The organism is Williamsia sp. DF01-3, assembly GCF_023051145.1.
Classification (GTDB): domain Bacteria; phylum Actinomycetota; class Actinomycetes; order Mycobacteriales; family Mycobacteriaceae; genus Williamsia.
Map to the genome: position 1 here is coordinate 48,106 of NZ_JALKFS010000001.1, position 18,574 is coordinate 66,679.

Here is an 18,574-nt window from a genome sequence, read left to right on the forward strand (position 1 = left end):
TTGTCCTAACCGTTGCGGCTTTGTCCGCGATCATTCGGGCCCCCAGGACAGGGTGCGCCTGACACTTCTGGGCCATGACCGCGTGTCTTACCGTGCGCCGGTTGCACCCCTCCACCGGGTCTTTCGTAGAGATAAAACAAGTAATTTGTTGTGCAAACCAATCCGTTCATGGGCACGTGTCGAATGACTTCCGACAGTGACGGTGATCGGTAACACACTGGTGCGCGCGACCGATGCTCGGTTATGACCACCGTGCTTATTGCGCAGGATCCCAGGGTGGATTCAGCAGAGCTTGCTGATGTGCTCGTCGGTGTGGCAAGGGGAGAACCGGCAGCCTTTGATTGTCTCTACATGTCCACTCGGGCACGGTTGTTCGCGCTGATTCACGCCACGGTTCGCGACGTCGGGTTCGCCGAAGATGTCCTGCACGAGGTGTATCTCGAGGTGTGGCAGAAGATCCACCACTACGAATCGGGGATGGGCAGCCCGCTGTCCTGGTTGATGATGGTTTCGCGCCGCCGCGCCATCGACCGCGTCCGTTCAGAGGAGGGGCAGCGCCGCAGAATTGCCCGGGCGGCTGTGCTGTTCGCTGACATCAATCACGGCCCCTCAGATGAGCAGATGCTGCTCGGGGAGGAATACTGCGAGCTGCGGGGGCATCTGGCCACACTCACCGAACGTCAACGTCAAAGCATCGAGCTCGTCTACTTCGCGGACATGACCCCGCAGCAGTGCGCTGCGCACCTCAACGTGCCGCTGGCCACCTTCAAGACTCGGCTACGCGACGCGCTCGTACATCTGCGCACCATCTACGCGAACGGCAGCGCTTCCTCGGTAGCTTGAGTCTTACTGACCGGGGTCTGCTGGGTTTGCCAAGCGACATTCGCGGTTCAGCCTGTAACGGCACTGTACGCACCGTGGCCGTGCGAACGGGCCGATGGACTACGTCACAGCCTTGACCTATCTCGGGTGGTGCACAGCGCGCATCGACGCCCATTCCACGATCCACCAGTCGGAGTCGGTGAAGTGGGCAGTGTTCTCGAAAATCGAGATCACGTTGCAGTGATTGCCATGGTGCGCTCCTAGGGGTTGCGAGGCTCAACGGTGTTCTGCCACTTGCGTTTCGATCTGTTGGACGGTTGCCCTAGAACCGCAGAGCCTGAAATAAGTCTAGAAGGCGTCGCGATATCGTCCACGCTGGAACAGCACCGCGTCCGCTGAGAGGCCGACGGCACAAAAGCCAGCATCTTCGCCCTTGCTGGCGTAGGGCGTGGCCGCGCGGCGGGTAGTCCCGCCGCGCGGCACCCCACGTCACTTCTGTTGGTCGGCAACCTTGTTTGTCGCGTCCTTCGCGTGCTCCTGCACGCCTTGGGCCGCAGAGGTGCCTTCCTGCTTGACGGTGTCAGCAGCGTCGGTGGCTGTCTCGGTGACCGCAGCGGCCGCGTCTTGCGCCGGGCCCTGCAGATTCTGCGCAGCCTGCTTGGCCACCTCGGTGACCTCGTCTGTGAGGGGCTGCGCCTTCTCTTGGAGGGCCACTGCCGCCTGCTGCTCCTTCTCGCTGGCGGGAATGAGCGCAGACACCAGCAGGCCGGCGCCGAAGGCGATCAGGCCGGCGGCCAACGGATTGCCCTGGGTCTGGGCCTTTGCCGCACCGGGTGCCGACTGCACGGCATCCTGAACGGTGCCGGACGCGGACTGAACCGCACCCGTGACCGAGGATGCTGCCGAACTGGTTGTGGCCGAGGCATTCTGGGCGGTGTCCTGAGCCGTACCCATCACGCGCTCACGGACGCCACTGAGCCGACCGGTCACGCGACCGACCTTTCGCTTGGCCATGGTGGCCGGATTGGCCTCGTACGCAAGGGTATCCACGTCTGAGCTGAGCGCCGCGCGGGTGCGCTCGATCTCGGCACGAATCTGATCGGGGTCTGAGCTGCTGGTCATGATCTCTCCTGGGGATGGGGCGTCAGTGCGCCGGGAATGTTCTTGACTGTGTCGGTGGTTTGCGGGAGTCCTTTGGCCTTGCGCAGTGCTGTCCGACCGAGGACGGCCAGAACGCCGGCGATGATGGCCCAGATCAACATGACGACAAGAGCCGACCATGCGTGCCCGATCGCGTTGCCGAGCCCCCACCACAGGGCGATGGACAGGAACAGGAGTACGAAGTAGCCGGCCACCGCAGCGCCTGCCAGCATTCCTGAGCCCTTGCCCACCCTGCTGGCGGTCTGAGTGGCTTCGGCTTTCGCGAGTGCGAGTTCTTGTCGGACGAGAATGGACAAGTCTTCGCTCACATTCGAGAGCAGCTCGCCTATCGACGGCGGGTTGGTCTCGGCTCCCTCTCCCGGGTGTGCGCCGTACGGGGCGCTCATGGGTTCACGCCCGGCGCCGGCGGCTGCTGGTAGCCGGGCTGCTGCTGGTAACCGGGGGCGACCGTGTAGGGCGGCGGCTCGGGGGTATATCCGGGCTGGGCCGGTGGCGCCGCATGCTGCCCGGTTCCGTACCCGGGATCAACCGGCGGTACCGCGTTGATCGGCGCAATGGGTTGGGTCTGGGTGTTGTCGGCGAGAGGGGTTGGGCTCGGCGCCGGGTTCGAGCCGGAGTCGTTGCTGCTGTTGGCTGCGGTCAGTCCGCGGCCGAGCCTTCCGGCCACGAGGCCGGCACCGGCGGCGAGCGCCAGGAATGTTCCGGGCTTGCGCCGGGCAAAGCTGGTTACCTCGTCGAGGATCTGTCCGGGTTCGCGGTCGTCGAGCCACGATGCCACCGTCTGCGCGTGCTGGGCGGCCTGACGCGTGAGATCGGTTGCCACACCCTGATTCTCGGACTTGTCGGCCATCGATCCGAACTCGTCGGACAGTGCCCGCAACCCACCGGCAACACGCTTCTGCTGCTCGAAGGCCTGCGTTGTCAGTTCGCCCTTGGTCTGGTGCAGCAGATCTTTCGCCTGGGTCGTGGCCTCGCCGGCCACCTGCGAGGCCTGATCGCCCGCAACCGAAGCAACGTGCTTACCGGCATCTGTAGCGCCACTTACAACATCGCCTGCTTGCGCCTTGGCGACGTCTACGGTTGGTGTCTCGCCAGAAGTCGGCGAGCTCGTCGTTGGATCGTGAATCGGGTTGCCACTGGAAGTTGTCATTGTGATTGTTAACCTCACTGTCGATGGCACATGGAGTCGATCGGACACCGGGTACCCACACCCACCGAACTCACACCTGCGGCGAACACAACGGTGGCCGCTTGCGTGTCAGAAGAGCATCAGTGTGCGGACTTTGGCGGTTCTCATCCTAAATCTGGATGGGGTTGCCCGCTTGGACCGGCGTCTGGTGGCTCCACCTGTGCCGCGTCAAGCTTACTTGACATAACGATGATTATCGGCGTAACTAATTGTGCCACAATCTGTTTCGTCACCAGTGACGAAATACAGCAGGTATCCATCTAGCTGCGTGCGCGTATTTTCAGCGTTGCGGGGTACAGACACGGAGTAACGCCCGCCCTAGGGTGCGCGGGTAGTGATCTTGGCGAGGGCGGAGCTCAGTTGGGCGCGTGAGCGGATACCGAGTTTGCGGTAGATGCGGGTGAGGTTGACTTCGACGGTTTTTGGGCTGATGAACAGTGCGGCTGCTACGGCGCGTGTGGTCATGCCGGTCGCGACGAGGTCTGCGACGCGTTGTTCGGAGGGAGTCAGGGCGGCGATGTCCCTGGGTCCAATACTGACGCGGTCGAGTTCGGTGCGGGCCCGGGCGGCCCACAGAGGGGTGCCCAGCTTGTCGAAGGTCTGCAGTGCCTCGGACAGTGTTGCAGCTGCTGCTTCTTTTCGGCGTTGTCGACGTTGTAGTTGCCCTAGGAGCAGTTGGGTGCGGGCCTGCTCGAACGGCATGGGCAGCCGTTCGTGCTCGACCATGGCGCGTGCGGCGTGTGTTTCGGCGGCATGAATGTTGTTGGCGGCGGCCAGAAGCATGCTGCGACCGCGGGCACCGAGGGCGAGCATCCAGGGTCGGTCCAGCGTAGATCCGTTGCGTTCGAGGGCGTAGACGAGCGGTTCTGCCTCCTCGGGGCGCCCGAGTGCGACGAGTGCTTCGACAGCGTCGGGAATGTATCCCGAGCTGAGGATTTCGGTCCCCGGGTGGATATGAAAGTTGTCGAGCAGCGGTCGTAGCGTGCTGATGGCTTCTGTGTAGTGGCCTAGGGACACCTCGATGAAACCCAGGGTCATTGTGGGCCATTCGGAGAGGTAGCGTGAACCGCAGCGGCGGGCGTCGTCGATCACCTCCCGGGCCTGGGCACGGCTGTTGCGGTCGCCGGTGTAGGCGGTGACCATCACCCGCAGCAGCCGGGCGATGACAAGCATGTTCTTGCCGTCCAGTTGCTGCGCGCGTTCCATCGCGTCGTCGGCGACTTCGGCTGCCTCGGTGTAACGCCCTCGCCATATGTTGATCAAGATGGTGTGCCCGGCGACCCACATCATGTCGCTGTCAGCACCACGTTCGATGCACCGATGACGCACGGCAGCCATCTGGGTGTGGGCCTGATCGAGTTGCCCTGTCCAGGCCAGCATCAACGCGTGCACCGCGCTGGGCCGGTATGGGACTGGCGCGTCGCCGCCCGGTCCTTCGAGCTCGAGCGCGCGGTGCATCGCGGCGGCATCGTAGCCGTGCCCGTAGGCGCATTTGAGTGTCACCCACATGGCCAGAGCGCTGCTGAGGACCGAGTGGTCGCCGCTGCCGTCGGCCACTGACACTGCTCGCGAAGCGTGATGCAACGCGCTCTCGAATTGGCCGTTCATGCCTTCGGCCATCGACAGCGACAAGAGTGTGCGCGCGAGTATCGCCTGGTTGTCGGCGGCGTCGCCAAGTACCGATGTCAGCAGGTCAGCTGCCTCGACGAAGCTGTCGTCGTACATCCGTACCGCAGCAAGTAGATTCGCAGCGATGGCTCGCAGCAACCCTGCCGGCGATTGAGCCAGTGCCGGTTCGATGGCTTGTTGTGCTTTGAGCATGTCGGCGGCGCGGAAGTGGTGGCTGGCCGCACGGATGCGCCGCAGTGGGGTGTCGCCGCCGAGTGCGATTGCCAGGTCGGTCAATTCGCCGGCGGCCATCGGCGCTCCCTGCGCGCTGAGCGCTTCGGCGGCGCAGTCCAGCGCGTCCAGTGTTGTGGGGTTTGCAGTGGCCGCGGATAAGGCTAGGTGCCTGGCCCGCAACTCGGGTTGGTCGATGATTGAGGCAAGGTTTCGGTGCACGGCTCGGCGCTGGGCGGGGGTGGCTTGGCTGTAGAGACCAGCGGTCAACAGCGGGTGGGTGAACTCGACGCGGTTGCCGGCGATTGTCGCTATGTTCTGGGCCTCAGCGCCCTCGAGGATCTCAACGATACGGTCCACGGTTGCACCGCGAGCTTGGGCGATCAGCTCGATTGTGGGTGCTGCCGCAGTTGCTGCTGTCAGCAGTACTTCTCGTGTGTGCTCGTCAAGTCGGTTCAGCCGCGCCTGCACGATCGCAGTGAGTGTGCCGGGTAAATGAACGTGATGGGTCGCTGCGAGACCGTTTGTGCTGCGGGCAAGTTCGAGGGCATAAAACGGGTTGCCCCCGAGATTTCGGCGATCCGCACGATCGCCGGCCGCGGTAGTGAGCGGCCCAAGCGGTGTGCGATGAGTGTATGAAGGCCGCCGAGAGTGAACGGCTTGAGGCGCAAGCGTTCGACTCCATCGGGTCTGCTGAGCTGCAGCCAGGCGGCGGGATCGGCGGCACCCACCTCTGAGCGCACCGCGCCCAGGACACCGATTCGCCCCCGCGCCCGTCGTAGCGCAAACATCATCACTGCACGACTGGACGCATCGAGCCACTGCACATCGTCGACGGCAACTACTACCGGTGAGTGCTCGCCGAGGCGGTGCAGGATTGACAGAAACGCTGCGCCGACCACGTGTTCGTCAGAGGCAGGTCCTGACGCCGCCCGTGAGAGCACCCGGTCGACCGCGTCCTGCTGGGCCTGCGGCAAATGCTCGACCACCGCCGGCTCGATGTCGCCCAGCACGTCGGCCAGGACCGCATAGGTGAGCACCACTTCAGCTGCGCCCGGTCGCGCTGCCAGGACCCTGAATCCTTGTTCCCGGGCCCGCTCGATCGCTGCCTGCCAGACGGTCGTCTTGCCAATACCGGCCTCGCCCTCGAACAACAACCCCGAGGGCTGCTCGTTAGCTGAGCTCAGGAAGCGCTGCAGCGCACCGAGTTCCGGGCGTCGGATCAACGGTGCTGACACACCACGCATGATTGCAGTTCCGGCATCAACAGGTTGCAGATCTCAAAAAGCGGAGGTTGCGCCTGCTCCGACCACTGTGCGGAGCTCCTGCAGGAACGCCGCGCTGCACGTGCGTGATTTCCTAAGTGTAGGGAAAACCCTGATTCATCCCATGTCCTCGCGGCCATAGCGTGCACAGTGTGTTGACCACACCGCCGAATATGAGCTGCTACCTCGTGGAGTGGTATCAGCCTGACCCAAGCGCAGCGCACCTCGACGACACCGTCGCAGACTTGCAAGCCCACGAGACCGCACACACTGCACGCCACACCGATGTTCGCTTGCTTCTGGCCGTGTCCGCGCCCCACGACGAAGTGCTGTACTGCGTCTTCGCAGGCCACTCGTCTGACGCCGTCACCCGCGCCTGCGCCCACGCTGGCCACCCCGCCGAACGCATCACCCCCGACGTCCACCTCCAGGTCACCGCGAATGAACTCGAATCCACTGCCACACGTGCGGCCCGCGCAGACCGCACGACCGCATCGTCGTCGATCACCCCCTCCACCCCGCGCGTTGGACCACCACCACACGATGCGCGCCCAACCACCCACTCACACAGGAAAAGAGGTGACACACCATGATCCGCAAACTCACCCGCCTAGCCCGCGCCATACGCGGCCGCATCTGACCGCCAGTCAAGTCAACCCTCATCACACCGGAAAGGAGACAACACCATGATCCGCAAACTCACCCGCCTGGCCCGTGCCATGCGCGGACGGTGACTACCCACCTTCGACTGAGATCGACAACTGCGAACGGTCCGCGAGGCAGTCGCAGTGCCGCGTGGGCAATGGGCGTGGTCCTTGCCCGCGCGGCTCCAGTCGAAATTCGCTTCCTTCCAGTCCACAACGTGTCACGACGACAAGAGGGGACGGTCACTTCATGGTTGCGTTGGCCCCCCACACCCACTACCGGGTCTCCAAACGCGGACTGGTGCTGGCGTGCCCGAACGGCGACACTGTTCTGTTCGAGCACCCACGAGCTGCGGACCTGCCGGTGCTACTCGCGACCAACCCCGACCCCAGCCATCTGACGACCGCACTGGGACCACCACTGGACCCCACCGTGGTCGACGACCTCGTCGAACTCGGAGTGCTTACCAACGGCGACGACGATCCCGGCACCAACCACAGCTCGTCCCCCGCTCGTGAACGACGGTTCACAGTCTCCCGCAGCGGCCTGATGATCAAAGGAATCGCCACACCCTCGGCATGGCTGAACCGCCGACTCGTACCCCTCCTGACACATCCGTTGGGCCTCATTGTCATTGCCGCAGTCCTCGCCGCCGGCGGTATCGCACTCCTCTGTGGTCGCCCCGACGGCCTACCCAGGGTGAGCGACAGTCCGGCCACCGAAGCACTGCTGATGATCGCGCTCGGCATGACCGCAACCATCGCGCACGAGTTCGCCCACGCCGTCGCACTAAGTCACTACGGGCGAGCCCCGCGCCGCGCCGGTTTCGGCTTCTACTGGGGTGCGTTGTCGTTCTTCGTCGACTCCACACCAGCACTGACCCTGCCGCGCCACCAACGCGTCGTCCAGGCACTCATCGGTTTGGTCGTCGACGTTGTCACCACAGCCCTATTCGCCATCGCAGCACACCTCGTCCAAGACCCGCTCTTAGCAATCGTGTTCTGGCGCCTCGCTATCCTCGGCCTGGTAGACATCGGCATCAACGCGCTCCCCGTCCTGCAAGTCGATGGTCACTGGGCCCTGGCCGACTTGCTTGACGAACCCGACCTCGGGCCCCGCGCCCGTCGCGCACTCGCCCACACAATCCGACGCCAACTGCCTGCCGGCCAACGCGCCCTGGCCGCCTACGGCGCGATCAGCCTCGCTGTCGGACTCACCATGATTGCCACCCTGGCCTACGCATTCTGGGCCACCACCGGCGACCTCGTCATAGCCCTGTTCAACGGTAACCCCGCCCAAATCGCCATCGGCCTCTACTACGTCGGCCCACTCGCCCTCGGCCTCATCTTCAGCACCCTCGGACTACTCCTCGAAAGCACAACGTCTAACACCCACACAACCCCCAATAGAACGGAGACGACACCTCCCTGCACTCCCACTGACCGCACACACCAACCACAGAAGGACTCATCATGAAAACAAAAGCTCTTGCCACACTTGCCCTGACAGTCGCAGCGCTGACAACCGGGGTGTCCCCGGCGGCCGCAGCGCCGGCCACCTCGCCCGACAATTCGAACGCTCGGTTGATCCAATTCCCTGCCCGCGCCTTCCCGGCCGTCTACTCGAACGTGTCGCCTGAAAGCACCGACGCACCGATATACACCGGTACCATCCTCACCACAGCGCAGACTCGGGCCGTCCGCGACTCCGGAGCACTCGGAATCGCGAAAACCGTAGCGCCGTATAACTACAACGAGATCGCCGGGAACATCGAATCGAAGGCCAACAGCGCTCTCGCCCTCAACCCCCGGGCTGCGTGCGCCTCTATTACACCCCCAGAGGCAAAGACCCACGGTTCCCCGGTTTCTACGCCGCCACCATCGACGCAAAGTTCTGCAACCCGCCCTACCTCATCCCGTAATCGCTAGCCAGACCATCTGGCCTGAACAACCACAGCGGAAGTGTTCTATATGCGTAAGTTCATAACCGGTGGCGTCGCAGCGTCCACATCACTCGCGCTGGGACTCCTGGGCGCAGCGTCGGCCTCAGCGGCCGAAGACAGCGTAAAGGTCACCGCCCAGGGCGGAGTGGAAAGCGTCGACGTGCTCATCGACAACCGCACGGGGGGCGCCATCGAATGCCTGGTGGGAGGAACCGATGGGGTTGAAGACGGCAAGTTCTTCGCTGTTCCCGGCGAGGTTCTCTATCCGATCGGGTCCACACCAATCCACTTTGACGACGTATCCCCTGGCACCTACCAGCCCATTATCTCATGTACGTCCAACACTCTTGGTGAGGCTTGGTTGACCAAAGCTGCGTTTATAAACGGGCCCCCCGAAAACCCCGAACCCGGACTCTGGGTGCTACCAAGCGTCCCGTTGACGGTGAGAGCGGCACCCGTTGATCCGGGGAACTGCTTCGGCTCAATCTGCTTCTAAGTCCAACCCTTCAGCGATCTACTTCCCGGCAGACGTCGCACTCCACTAGGAGTGCCTGGTGAGAGCGACTGCAAATACTGAAGATCGGGGCTACGTAGCAATCCGGACAACCGCTACCCCACCGATCAACCTGACGTAATCATTGTTACCGGCGTGATCAATTGCGGCACAATATGTTTCGTCACCAGTGACGAAACGCAGCGGGAATCGCCTAGTCGGGCAGCATGTTTTGGCGAGTCCTTGCTGTCATCTGGGCATGAGCGGAACCAACATAGGTTCCGCCATTTTCCATGGGTCACCGAAACGACCTCGGTGGGTGCATCTTCGAAGTCGACCAGACATGTTCCCGACAGATCGGTGCACCTTGTGTCGACGATTCCGGTGTAGCCGAAGACCGTCTCCAATGTGGCCTGCAGCTGCGCCTCAAGGCGCTCCGTGGGCGGCAAATAGGGGGCGTCTGGTGCGGCCTCCACCAGACGTGCAGACGACATGGCTGTTGCCTTGTCGCGGGAGTCGGGAGTGTCAGCTGAGCAACCGCAAAGAAGAACGCCACTGAGCACGGCGACGATCGAAAGAATAAGCAAGCGGGGGCCAGTGCCGACTAGTGCTGTGTCGTCACGACTAGACATTTCAATCGTAGTCACGGCGGGGAGCTGTCCAGCTGACCGTCGGCATCGGGCACATGCTCGAACCGGACCTCCGCGAAACTGTCAGGATCATCGGCCCGGCCGACGGCAATCCATAGCCCTGTGCCATCAGGCTCTGCAGTCACAGTGCTAACGTGCCACCCCTCAAGCTCACGTGGTCGCCGGCCCGGCAACGACAAGGCCCCATCGAGTACGTCAGCAATGAACCTGTTGAGCTCAGGAGCGTTGACATCGCGCAGATCAGTCATGAATACCTCCTCCTCCTTCTCGTATCCACGAGAACCCGAAACGACCGTTCCCCTCAGGTCAACAGCTCGACCAGGACGACAACGCCGAGCAACAAGACCGACCACCGATGCCATGATCAGGACCATGACCAAGTTGGCCCCGATCAACGAGGTCGGGCGCGGCGTTTGCCTGCCACCGGGTGCAGTCGACCGTGTGAGCGGTACCGGATCGGTGAGATCGCCGGCCGGGGTATCTTCCGGCCGGTTAGTGGTACTCATCGACTACCTGGCGTTGTGATTTCGTAGCGTCCTGGGTGTTGGCAAGCGGGGATGGGATGACGGTAGGCAAAGCAGGCAGCGTCAGCGAGGATGGGCCTCAGTTCGGTGGCTGATGCTTGCCAATTGACCCACCGGGTCGGGTCAGATGGTCGTGCCGTGCCGGCGATGCGTGTGTTCGCCAGGTGACAGGCGGCATCGTTGACGACCGCGACTAGGAGCGCCACATCTGACGCCGGCAATGTCAGAGACACGAACTGGCCGGCCTCAGCGATGGCATCGACGCTGGCTGGATCGGTGGCATAGATGTCGGCTGCTTTCCATGCCAGCGCAAGGGACGTGTTACGCAGCTCGGCGTCAATGTATGAGACCTGATAGATCATGTGGGCGTTAGGCATTGACGGTTCGTTCGACTGCGTCTGGCTCGAAGGTCGTGATTGCCAAGCAGCGGATCATCCGATGGCCAGTCGGCCGTGACGCCATAACTTCTGGGTGTGCGTCGCTGGCTTCGCTGGTGTGATCTGTCGTCGTCGAAATGGATGTCGCATATTCGCCCCCGAACACGTTTGTGATGTCGCAGGTCATTGTATGCGGACGACCCTGGCGTGCCGGCCTGCTCCCGGCAGGGTGGTGCACTGTCGGTCACAATCCGCGGGGATGGATTGCTGGCGGCTGGACCGGTTCGGCGGCGTAGACGACCGCCCAGCAGGTGCGGCAGGTCCAGGACCGGCAGGGGGGCCGTCGGAGGTTGTCCCAGCCCACCAGCACCTTGTACGGGCCCAGCCGGTGCCCGTTCGGGCAGCTGCTCGGTGGGTTGCGGTCGGTGTACATGTGGCTCCTTCATCGAGCCTTCTCCCTCCGCACTCGCGAGCGTACGGACCACCCCAGACATAGAAAGCCGCGACCTGTTGAAGGGTCGCGGCTTTCGACGTCGTGGACTGCTAGTCGGCGAGTTTGGCGACTGCCTGGGCCCAGAGGAAGTACTTGTTGGTGCCCAGATCGCGCACGGTCTTGATGTTGAACGCGTCCTTGAGGTGCTGGGCATCGCCCGGGCTCACCCCTTGGAGCGCCTCGACGGGGGCGTCAGCGAGCTCACTGATCGGCTTTTCCTCGTATGCCTTGTCGAACTTGTCGGCAATTCCACCCATGAAGATGACCTCCTGTGCTCGGTTCGGTGTACCGGGTTCGGCACACCGCCACCATCGTAGGAGCGTTCGACGACCCGATCGCCGTCATCGACAACGGATTCGCACCCCTATGGCGTCGTGCCCAGCACGGATTCGAGGGCAAGGCACCCGGCCTGTTTGCCGGTGTCGCGCCAGCACCTGCAGTTGGTCGTTGCCCTTCCCCTCCGGGCGACATCGTGGCCGGACCGCAGCACGTGTGCCGTCCCTGCCGGCGGGGCATCCTGAACGGGTGCCGCCTGTTCCCGAACCCGATGCTCGCCACCCTGGGTGAAGCCCCATCTGGAGAGGGTTGGGCGTTCGAGTTCAAATGGGACGGGGCTTGGCGCAGAGTCGCCGGCGCCGAGCCGGTAGTTGCGGTTGCTGGTCATCTGAATGGTCCCGTTGATCGGGGTGGCCGGATGGTGGCTCTACCTGCGTCATGTCAAATTAACTCAAAATATGGTACATTATCGGAGCGCAATCCATTGTGCCGCACTATTTTTCGTCGATAGTGACGAAATATGACCTTATCGGCAGGCGGCTGAGCAGTCTGATAAGTGGCCGCATGAGAACCGGCGATGGAACGTCGTGGGCGCCGCGGATCTGCCACACGAACCGTAGATCCAATTTCCGTTTCGTCATCCACGGACACCGCGGCCATGGTTACACTGACTGGGCTGAAAAGTGCAGCAGTCGCGCTCTATCGATCTCCGGTCGGTTTCTTCTGGAACGGCCGCACGGAGGTTCCTCCGCCACTGTCAAGAACGAATTGGGGATGAGATGTCCAGTGATCAGCGCCGCACGATGACGCGGGAATTGACGCGGATACGCAGAGGTAGTGCTGCGGCACTGGGCGCCATCGTGGTCGCAGCGTCGGCTTCGTTCTTGGCGGCCCCACCCGCCTACGCCGACACCGTGATCGGTACCTGCACCATTGTTACCGATCCCGTGCCGGGGGTACGTGTGACGTCCTGCCCCGGTGCGCTCCTTAACGACCAGAACCTGGCGGGGGTAGATCTCACGGGCGCTAACCTGGCCGGTGCAGATCTGACCCGCACAGTCTTGAACGGCGCGCACCTGGCAGGCGCCAACCTCATCAACGCCGTGTTTACGCGTACCAGGCTTACCAACGCTGACTTGCGTTTTGCGAATCTAACTGGCGCGCGGCTGACAGGTGCGTACATGAGTTACTCGCACCTGAACTACGCCAATCTGGTCAACGCGTCCTTGGCTCTCGCCGATCTAACGGGGGCCGATATGAGCTACGCGAATATGACCGGTACTCGCATGAACGGAGCAACAGTCGATGGGGCGAATTTCACCGGCGCCATTGAAGTCGACTTAGCGGAGACAAGAGGCACCCCACTTCCAGACCAACAGACCCAGGGACCGGCAGGTCCGCAGGGACCCCAAGGCAATCCAGGACCTACCGGCCCACAAGGCCCCCAAGGCAATCCAGGACCTACCGGCCCACAAGGCCCCCAAGGCAATCCAGGACCTACCGGCCCACAAGGACCCCAAGGCCATCCAGGACCTACCGGTCCACCGCTGTTCGGCAGCAGTTAGAACTCCGCGACATTGCTGCGCTGCGGGCGGGTAATCGTCTATAGGCGACAGCGGGTGGGCCCCTGCACCCCCTCGCCCTACTGCGCATCACCATTCACGAGAAGGCTGTGATCGTCTGGGCAATTTCCTCAGGCGAGGCTTTTGGCGGACACCGATTTGTTATAGCTCTAGTAAGGGCTGACTGCGCGTCAAATACTCGTTGATGCGGCGTTTTGTGGTCCGGAGGTGCTATCGGCGGGTGGCCAGGCCTGAATAGTCGATCACGAAGGCGTTGTCATCAACGCTGAGATGTGCCCTGAAGTCGCGACTATAGCTGGCGGAGCGAACGCGTTTGCTGTGTTGTCGGGTTGGGCCGAGGCGTAGACCCGGTCTCTGCGTAGCGCCCGCGCGGTGAGGGAATCTCCCCCAGGCCATCAACAGGTTGGGTGTCTTGGGACTGCCCCCACTCTGGTTGACGAGTGGGCGGGCGGTGCAGGCCGCGGTTGCGGGCTGGTTGATTGTCTCAAACTCCCTCGGAGTGAGTTCCCGAGTCTGCGTTTGCGATGGTAGGTCGTTCGATCCAGATCACGATGGCCATACGCAGTTGCTCGCGGATGGACCACCGTTGCTGATCGAGGACGTTCTTCTGCAAGAGCCGAAGAACAACTCCACCGCGGCATTGTCTCCACATGCACCAATTCTTCCCATTGATCCATATAATCCACTGTGTGACAGCCGCTTTACGAACTTTTTCGGTCTAAACGGGCTGCCGCGATCTGGGTGGACGATGGTGCGATCACATCGGCGCGGAACTCCGTCGGATAGGGCTCCGCATGTCGAACATCCTTTTACCGTGAGAGAAACCCTCACAGGTCAGATGTCAACCAAAGTGGGGGCAGTCCGGACGGTAGGCGTGCGAGCCGTTGAGGGGCTAGGTTCGGCGTGTCAGTAACGAACCCGCCTGATAGGTAGCCTGAGATATCTCAATTACATCAACTAGAGCAGGTGCTTCGCATGCGTAAGTACATAACCGGTGGCATAGCAGCATGTGCAACCCTTTCACTCGGGCTCCTGGGTGCAGCGCCGGCCTCGGCGGCCGAAGACAGCGTTACAGTCACCGCCCACGGCGGCGCGGAAAGTGTCGACGTCGTCATCGACAACAGCACGGGCGGGCCCATCAAATGCCTTGTTGGAGGGGTCGACGAGGCTGATGGCGTTGGAACCTCCTTCGCCATTCCAGGCGAGGTCTTTTATCCGACCGGGTCCACACCAATCCACTTCGACGATGTACCCCCCGGCACCTACCAGCTCATCATTTTGTGCACGTCCAGCACTCTTGGTGAAGCTTGGTTGACCGAGGCCGCTTTCGTAGATGGCCCCCCTGAGAATCCTCAACCCGGGCTTTGGGTGCTACCTAGCTCCCCGCTGACGGTGACTGCGACATCTATTGATCCGGGGAACTGCTTTGGCTCGATATGCTTTTAAGCCCAGCCCCGTCCAGCCCATCACGATCTGTTGCGTCGGCACATAAAGCACGCCACGTGTCCCGACTTACATCAGTAGACGCCTCGACTTGGCGCAACTGTTCGGGCCGACCGTCGACACTGCCTGCAAAGCGGTCGAACCCGAAGTTGACCTCTGGGAGATTGGCCGGCTGTGTGCCCGCGATGGGATCAGACGGTGGCACTAGCCAAACTGCTCGATGTTCCGGTGCGAGCTCTGGTCCACCCCGATGCGTGCCCAGAGGTTATGGCGGCGAGGCCTACTGACCACCGGATGATCCGCTTCCTGGCAACCACGACCTTTCGAACCAGACGCCGTCGAACAAACCGTCCATGCCTAACGCCGACATGGGTTAGCGACCAGCATCAGCCACCGAACTGTGGCCCCTCCTCGCCGACGCCGCCTACCTCGCGTACCAGCACCGCATCCCCGCCGGTCAACACCCAGGACACTACGAAACCACAACGCCAGGTGGTCAATGAGCACTACGAACCCGCCAGAAGACACCTCCGCCGACAACCCCGACGACCCGGTACCGCTTCCCCCGCCAGTCACACTCAGCGATCGCCGCACCCCGCGATCGACCAGCTCCCTGATCGGAGCCAATCTCGTCATGGTCCTGATCATGGCATCGGTGGTCGGTTTGTTGCTCGGCGTCATCGTCCTGGTCGAACTACTCACCTAACGGAACGCCTCGTTCGGGAGGTGCCATGAGAAGGACATGCAGTGACTGATCCCCGTGAACTCAATGCCCCGGGGCGGCGAGTCCTCCATGCTGTTTAGTGCGCCTGCTGCGTTCGTAACCGTCGGTGAGGTTGGGTGTGTAGATGTTGGGGTGTATGAAATTAGACGGTGCTGTTACAGAGCGGGCACGGCTGCTCGGGTTCGCGATCAGCTGGCTTCCGTACGGGGCAATGTGATGCTCGGGTAGTGATCAGAACCCGTTTCGCGTTCGGCCAGCAGGTCGGTCTGCTGCACATCCATCAAGAGCGGAACGTACCGTTTGCGCACATAACGCCTCTCGTTTCGGCTCTCTCGGCAACCGACCGTGTTTGCCTCCCAGCTCGGGCTCGGCAGCGTGCCGCCCCTCACAGTGGCGCGGCGGTGGGCGTCGTTCCGTGGGAAACCGCGATCATGCCTACTTCGCCAGAATCTGTCGCCCACGTAAGGAGTTGCAGGACAATGTATTTCGATTCCAGTGACAAGCAGAACCGCAGCTGCGGCATATACCGCACCGCCACACCACCTATTCCCGCACAACGGCGTGGGCGAGTGAGTGCGGCGGCGTTCGGAGTTTCGACCCAAGCCTTGGCCGACCGGATGCGAGGATGGCAATCATGCGGCTCACCGGCTTCGTTTTAGCGCTCATCGCGACATCGCTCATCGCTTCGTGTTCCTCGGACGACGGGACGACGTCCAGTTCGCCAACGTCCAACTCACCAACCTCAACGACCGCCGGACGTGGCGCAACCGTCGGCCAGATCGGAAAGCCCGCTGAACGCATAGACGGCGCATACAAAATCACACTCACAAGCGTCGTCGATCCAGGCGTGTGCGACACCGAAGACACAGCGACGCCGCCCAGTGACACCGGCGACCGCCTTGTGATCGCAACGTTCGTCTTCGAGACATCGGATATCCCACTCGAAGGCGCGTATTTGGCGACCACAGACTTCTATAGCGTCACCGATCAGACCGTCCGGACGACGCCGAATATCGAGGACCAGTATCAGTGCGAGGTCAATTCTGAAGGCCAGACGGCAACGAACAACCCCCTGCCGAACGCCCAGATACTCCGCACCGGAATCTTCCGTGTACCGATCAAAGCCCAACTGCTTGGATACCGCGATCCCGACACACGACAGGCGTTCGAGTGGGATATAGCGGGGATTCCCACAGCCCCGGCCCAGGAGACTACGGTTGCGCCACCGCCCGAGACAGCCCAACCGACCACCGCTACGCCGCCGCCAGAATACCCGGACCCAGCGCCAGAACCGGTGGTGATTCCTCCAGTCACGACCGTCGCACCGGACCCCGACAGTTGCATCGACGGGACAACCCGCTACCACGAAAATAGCGGAATCACCTACACCTGCAGGGACGGATCATGGCACGAAGGCCCGTACAACTAGTACGGGCACTCGAGGGGAAGCGGGCCATAGCTACCAGGCCATGACCGCGGTCCACCCCAGCTTCCCCGCGAGGCACGCACTCTGTCACCAACCAGTAGGCCAGATCGGGTGGGTCTCGCCGTGTCGTCGCACATCCGACAATGCGCCGACCCCCTTTGCTTCTTCGGTCACAGGCGACGACCTGGGTTCTGCAGGCTAGCTAACCTTGGTCTATGGGGAGAAAAAAGAACACGCCCACTGATCGGCAGTTCACCATGGCGCACGTACGCCACGCCGAACGTATTACCCCGAGCTTCGTGCGGCTCACGCTCGGCGGGTTGGATGAACTGGCGCAGAGAGGGCACGACCACTGGTGCCGGCTCTTTTTCGCGCGTGAGGGGCAGGATGCGCTGCAACTGCCGACGCGGACCAGTGAGATCGGTTGGTACCTGCAGTACCTCGCCACACCTAAGTCGCGACGCCCTTGGGTTCGGGCCTACACGCTTCGTGACGTTCGTCCCGGCACGGGGGAGGTGGACATCGACTTCGTGATCCACGGGGACGAGGCAGGGGGCCTGGGGCCGGCGGCTCAGTTCGCGCTCAATGCCAGCCCCGGTGATCGCTTGGGACTCCTGGACCAAGGCATCGGCTTCACACCTGACCACCCGCACGATTGGACGCTGCTCGTCGGTGATGAGACAGCGCTGCCCGCCGTGTCCGGCATCAGTGCCTCACTCCCCGAGGACGCCCGGGGGATCGCGATCATCGAGGTGCCCACCGCCGGTGACCGACAGGAGTTCCGGGTGCCGCCCGAGATGGAGGTTCGCTGGGTTCATCGCGACGAGTCGCCCGGGGGCGACAACCGGCCGGGCCAGCTCGCGCTCAACGCGCTGCAGTCGACCGTCCCGCTCGGCGGAGTGGTCCACGCACACCTCATCGGCGAGTCCGGTCTCGCCACCGGCGCCCGCCGCCACCTCGTCCACCAGTGGGGCGTGCCCAAGCGCAACGTGGACTTCGTCGGCTACTGGCGACACGGGCGACCCGCGACGACCTGACCAAGCTCTGCCCGGCCGGCGCACCAATACACCTATGGCGCTTCTCGGCACGCTGCAAAAGTACGCACCTGGCATCAAAGACTGGGTTCAGGTGCAGCACGCACAGCACTCACGGACATAGTGTCGTTCACAGAAATCATCCGACAACGAAATAGTCCGGCCAAACGCGGCAGCAACGGACGTCAGTGATGCTGCCCTATGTCTTGTCTCGTTACGAGTGAGCGGGCTTTGCTGATCGAGAGCCACACCGCGCGGGACAGTTTGTGCTCACGCTGATGTTGGCTCAGTGGGCACGCTTGTATGCATCGACAATCGTCTTGGACAGACGCCCGCGCTTGCCCACGCCATTGTGGTGGTTGGCAATCGCCCACTTCCGCACCTCCCGACTGTGTCTGAGATCGGGCGAGGCGACCGTGTCTGGTGGAGCTTGGGCACCGGCGTGTTTGTCTGTCCGCACAGACTTGGTCAGCAGGGTCGCCACCGATATGTGGCCAGCCTCGATTTTCTCGAGATTGATTGTGCTGGTGTCGAAGTGGTAGTTGACCCCGGCCCAGCTCCATTCCACGGTCTGCAGGTCCTCGACATCGAGCACCGCGCCATCGAGGTCGTCGAAATAATGAATACCGATTTTCTCAGCCATCGAACCGGTCCCATCGTGCCAGGGCGACGAATGTTGGTATACGCC

General features: G+C 62.6%; 19 protein-coding genes and 1 pseudogene. 9 read left to right on the top strand and 11 right to left on the bottom strand.

From position 1 onward, the window contains the following. The first annotated feature begins 276 nt into the window (after positions 1–276). On the top strand, positions 277–843 hold the full coding sequence (locus tag MVA47_RS00270) for a sigma-70 family RNA polymerase sigma factor (RefSeq protein WP_247206250.1): 567 nt from the start codon (positions 277–279) through the stop codon (positions 841–843). A gap of 94 nt (positions 844–937) precedes the next feature. Further along, positions 938–1,066 (top strand): hypothetical protein, encoded by a 129-nt coding sequence (locus MVA47_RS26530; protein WP_281504537.1) that lies wholly within the window; start codon positions 938–940, stop codon positions 1,064–1,066. A gap of 245 nt (positions 1,067–1,311) precedes the next feature. Here MVA47_RS26530 and MVA47_RS00275 read toward each other — a convergent pair whose 3' ends face one another. The 5 genes from MVA47_RS00275 to MVA47_RS00295 all read right to left on the bottom strand — a co-directional run bounded on the left by MVA47_RS00275 (position 1,312) and on the right by MVA47_RS00295 (position 6,249). Then, complete coding sequence (locus tag MVA47_RS00275) at positions 1,312–1,944, bottom strand: DUF3618 domain-containing protein (RefSeq protein WP_247206251.1); 633 nt, start codon at positions 1,942–1,944, stop codon at positions 1,312–1,314. Next, positions 1,941–2,369, bottom strand: a complete 429-nt coding sequence (locus tag MVA47_RS00280; RefSeq protein ID WP_247206252.1) for a phage holin family protein — start codon at positions 2,367–2,369, stop codon at positions 1,941–1,943. Before MVA47_RS00280 ends, MVA47_RS00275 begins: the two co-directional genes overlap by 4 nt. Continuing rightward, positions 2,366–3,133, bottom strand: a complete 768-nt coding sequence (locus tag MVA47_RS00285) for a hypothetical protein (protein WP_247206253.1) — start codon at positions 3,131–3,133, stop codon at positions 2,366–2,368. Before MVA47_RS00285 ends, MVA47_RS00280 begins: the two co-directional genes overlap by 4 nt. Positions 3,134–3,490: 357 nt before the next feature. Next, positions 3,491–5,371, bottom strand: coding sequence for a LuxR family transcriptional regulator (locus MVA47_RS26870; RefSeq protein WP_247206254.1), 1,881 nt, complete (start codon positions 5,369–5,371; stop codon positions 3,491–3,493). Between the two features lie 95 nt (positions 5,372–5,466). Beyond that, positions 5,467–6,249: an AAA family ATPase gene (locus MVA47_RS00295; protein WP_247206255.1), complete on the bottom strand. Its 783-nt coding sequence runs from the start codon at positions 6,247–6,249 to the stop codon at positions 5,467–5,469. A gap of 179 nt (positions 6,250–6,428) precedes the next feature. Here MVA47_RS00295 and MVA47_RS00300 point away from each other — a divergent pair, with 179 nt between their 5' ends. From MVA47_RS00300 to MVA47_RS00310, 3 genes are all read left to right on the top strand, one after another. After that, the gene (locus MVA47_RS00300; protein ID WP_247206256.1) at positions 6,429–6,869 is read left to right on the top strand and encodes a nickel-binding protein; all 441 of its coding nucleotides are present in this window, start codon (positions 6,429–6,431) and stop codon (positions 6,867–6,869) included. A gap of 301 nt (positions 6,870–7,170) precedes the next feature. Next, complete coding sequence (locus MVA47_RS00305; protein ID WP_247206257.1) at positions 7,171–8,397, top strand: hypothetical protein; 1,227 nt, start codon at positions 7,171–7,173, stop codon at positions 8,395–8,397. Between the two features lie 494 nt (positions 8,398–8,891). Next, positions 8,892–9,359 (top strand): hypothetical protein, encoded by a 468-nt coding sequence (locus tag MVA47_RS00310; protein ID WP_247206258.1) that lies wholly within the window; start codon positions 8,892–8,894, stop codon positions 9,357–9,359. 640 nt (positions 9,360–9,999) lie between these two features. On the opposite strand, the gene MVA47_RS00315 is transcribed toward MVA47_RS00310, so the two are convergent. The 4 genes from MVA47_RS00315 to MVA47_RS00330 form a co-directional block, all read right to left on the bottom strand. Further along, a complete protein-coding gene (locus tag MVA47_RS00315) occupies positions 10,000–10,254 on the bottom strand; it encodes a hypothetical protein (RefSeq protein ID WP_247206259.1) in 255 nt (84 codons plus the stop codon). A 254-nt stretch (positions 10,255–10,508) separates the two neighbouring features. Next, positions 10,509–10,892, bottom strand: a complete 384-nt coding sequence (locus MVA47_RS00320) for a hypothetical protein (RefSeq protein WP_247206260.1) — start codon at positions 10,890–10,892, stop codon at positions 10,509–10,511. A 259-nt stretch (positions 10,893–11,151) separates the two neighbouring features. Continuing rightward, the gene (locus MVA47_RS00325; RefSeq protein WP_247206261.1) at positions 11,152–11,340 is read right to left on the bottom strand and encodes a hypothetical protein; all 189 of its coding nucleotides are present in this window, start codon (positions 11,338–11,340) and stop codon (positions 11,152–11,154) included. Between the two features lie 110 nt (positions 11,341–11,450). Next, on the bottom strand, positions 11,451–11,657 hold the full coding sequence (locus MVA47_RS00330; RefSeq protein ID WP_023955847.1) for a hypothetical protein: 207 nt from the start codon (positions 11,655–11,657) through the stop codon (positions 11,451–11,453). Positions 11,658–12,479: 822 nt separating this feature from the next. Here MVA47_RS00330 and MVA47_RS27160 point away from each other — a divergent pair. Continuing rightward, positions 12,480–13,241, top strand: coding sequence for a pentapeptide repeat-containing protein (locus tag MVA47_RS27160; RefSeq protein ID WP_374474028.1), 762 nt, complete (start codon positions 12,480–12,482; stop codon positions 13,239–13,241). A 474-nt stretch (positions 13,242–13,715) separates the two neighbouring features. Here MVA47_RS27160 and MVA47_RS00335 read toward each other — a convergent pair. Next, positions 13,716–14,012 (bottom strand): annotated as a pseudogene (locus MVA47_RS00335) (IS3 family transposase); the annotation flags it as partial. Between the two features lie 1,189 nt (positions 14,013–15,201). Here MVA47_RS00335 and MVA47_RS00340 point away from each other — a divergent pair. The 3 genes from MVA47_RS00340 (at position 15,202) to MVA47_RS00350 (ending at position 17,889) form a co-directional block, all read left to right on the top strand. Beyond that, positions 15,202–15,408, top strand: coding sequence for a hypothetical protein (locus MVA47_RS00340; RefSeq protein ID WP_247206262.1), 207 nt, complete (start codon positions 15,202–15,204; stop codon positions 15,406–15,408). A 643-nt stretch (positions 15,409–16,051) separates the two neighbouring features. Then, positions 16,052–16,855, top strand: a complete 804-nt coding sequence (locus tag MVA47_RS00345; protein ID WP_247206263.1) for a hypothetical protein — start codon at positions 16,052–16,054, stop codon at positions 16,853–16,855. Between the two features lie 212 nt (positions 16,856–17,067). After that, positions 17,068–17,889 carry a siderophore-interacting protein gene (locus MVA47_RS00350; RefSeq protein ID WP_247206264.1) on the top strand — a complete coding sequence of 274 codons (822 nt, stop codon included), beginning with the start codon at positions 17,068–17,070 and terminating at the stop codon, positions 17,887–17,889. A gap of 283 nt (positions 17,890–18,172) precedes the next feature. On the opposite strand, the gene MVA47_RS00355 is transcribed toward MVA47_RS00350, so the two are convergent. Next, positions 18,173–18,529, bottom strand: coding sequence for a histone-like nucleoid-structuring protein Lsr2 (locus MVA47_RS00355; RefSeq protein ID WP_247206265.1), 357 nt, complete (start codon positions 18,527–18,529; stop codon positions 18,173–18,175). Between the last annotated feature and the right edge of the window lie 45 nt (positions 18,530–18,574).

Excerpts from the sequence above, each read along its gene's own strand:
- MVA47_RS00340 (WP_247206262.1), top strand. The coding sequence starts at position 15,202 with ATGAGCACTACGAACCCGCCAGAAGACACCTCCGCCGACAACCCCGAC.
- MVA47_RS00285 (WP_247206253.1), bottom strand. The coding sequence starts at position 3,133 with ATGACAACTTCCAGTGGCAACCCGATTCACGATCCAACGACGAGCTCG.
- MVA47_RS00315 (WP_247206259.1), bottom strand. The coding sequence starts at position 10,254 with ATGACTGATCTGCGCGATGTCAACGCTCCTGAGCTCAACAGGTTCATT.
- MVA47_RS00320 (WP_247206260.1), bottom strand. The coding sequence starts at position 10,892 with ATGATCTATCAGGTCTCATACATTGACGCCGAGCTGCGTAACACGTCC.
- MVA47_RS26530 (WP_281504537.1), top strand. The coding sequence starts at position 938 with ATGGACTACGTCACAGCCTTGACCTATCTCGGGTGGTGCACAGCGCGC.
- MVA47_RS00310 (WP_247206258.1), top strand. The coding sequence starts at position 8,892 with ATGCGTAAGTTCATAACCGGTGGCGTCGCAGCGTCCACATCACTCGCG.
- MVA47_RS00350 (WP_247206264.1), top strand. The coding sequence starts at position 17,068 with ATGGGGAGAAAAAAGAACACGCCCACTGATCGGCAGTTCACCATGGCG.
- MVA47_RS00280 (WP_247206252.1), bottom strand. The coding sequence starts at position 2,369 with ATGAGCGCCCCGTACGGCGCACACCCGGGAGAGGGAGCCGAGACCAAC.
- MVA47_RS00345 (WP_247206263.1), top strand. The coding sequence starts at position 16,052 with ATGGCAATCATGCGGCTCACCGGCTTCGTTTTAGCGCTCATCGCGACA.
- MVA47_RS00305 (WP_247206257.1), top strand. The coding sequence starts at position 7,171 with ATGGTTGCGTTGGCCCCCCACACCCACTACCGGGTCTCCAAACGCGGA.
- MVA47_RS00275 (WP_247206251.1), bottom strand. The coding sequence starts at position 1,944 with ATGACCAGCAGCTCAGACCCCGATCAGATTCGTGCCGAGATCGAGCGC.
- MVA47_RS00355 (WP_247206265.1), bottom strand. The coding sequence starts at position 18,529 with ATGGCTGAGAAAATCGGTATTCATTATTTCGACGACCTCGATGGCGCG.
- MVA47_RS00330 (WP_023955847.1), bottom strand. The coding sequence starts at position 11,657 with ATGGGTGGAATTGCCGACAAGTTCGACAAGGCATACGAGGAAAAGCCG.
- MVA47_RS00325 (WP_247206261.1), bottom strand. The coding sequence starts at position 11,340 with ATGTACACCGACCGCAACCCACCGAGCAGCTGCCCGAACGGGCACCGG.
- MVA47_RS27160 (WP_374474028.1), top strand. The coding sequence starts at position 12,480 with ATGACGCGGGAATTGACGCGGATACGCAGAGGTAGTGCTGCGGCACTG.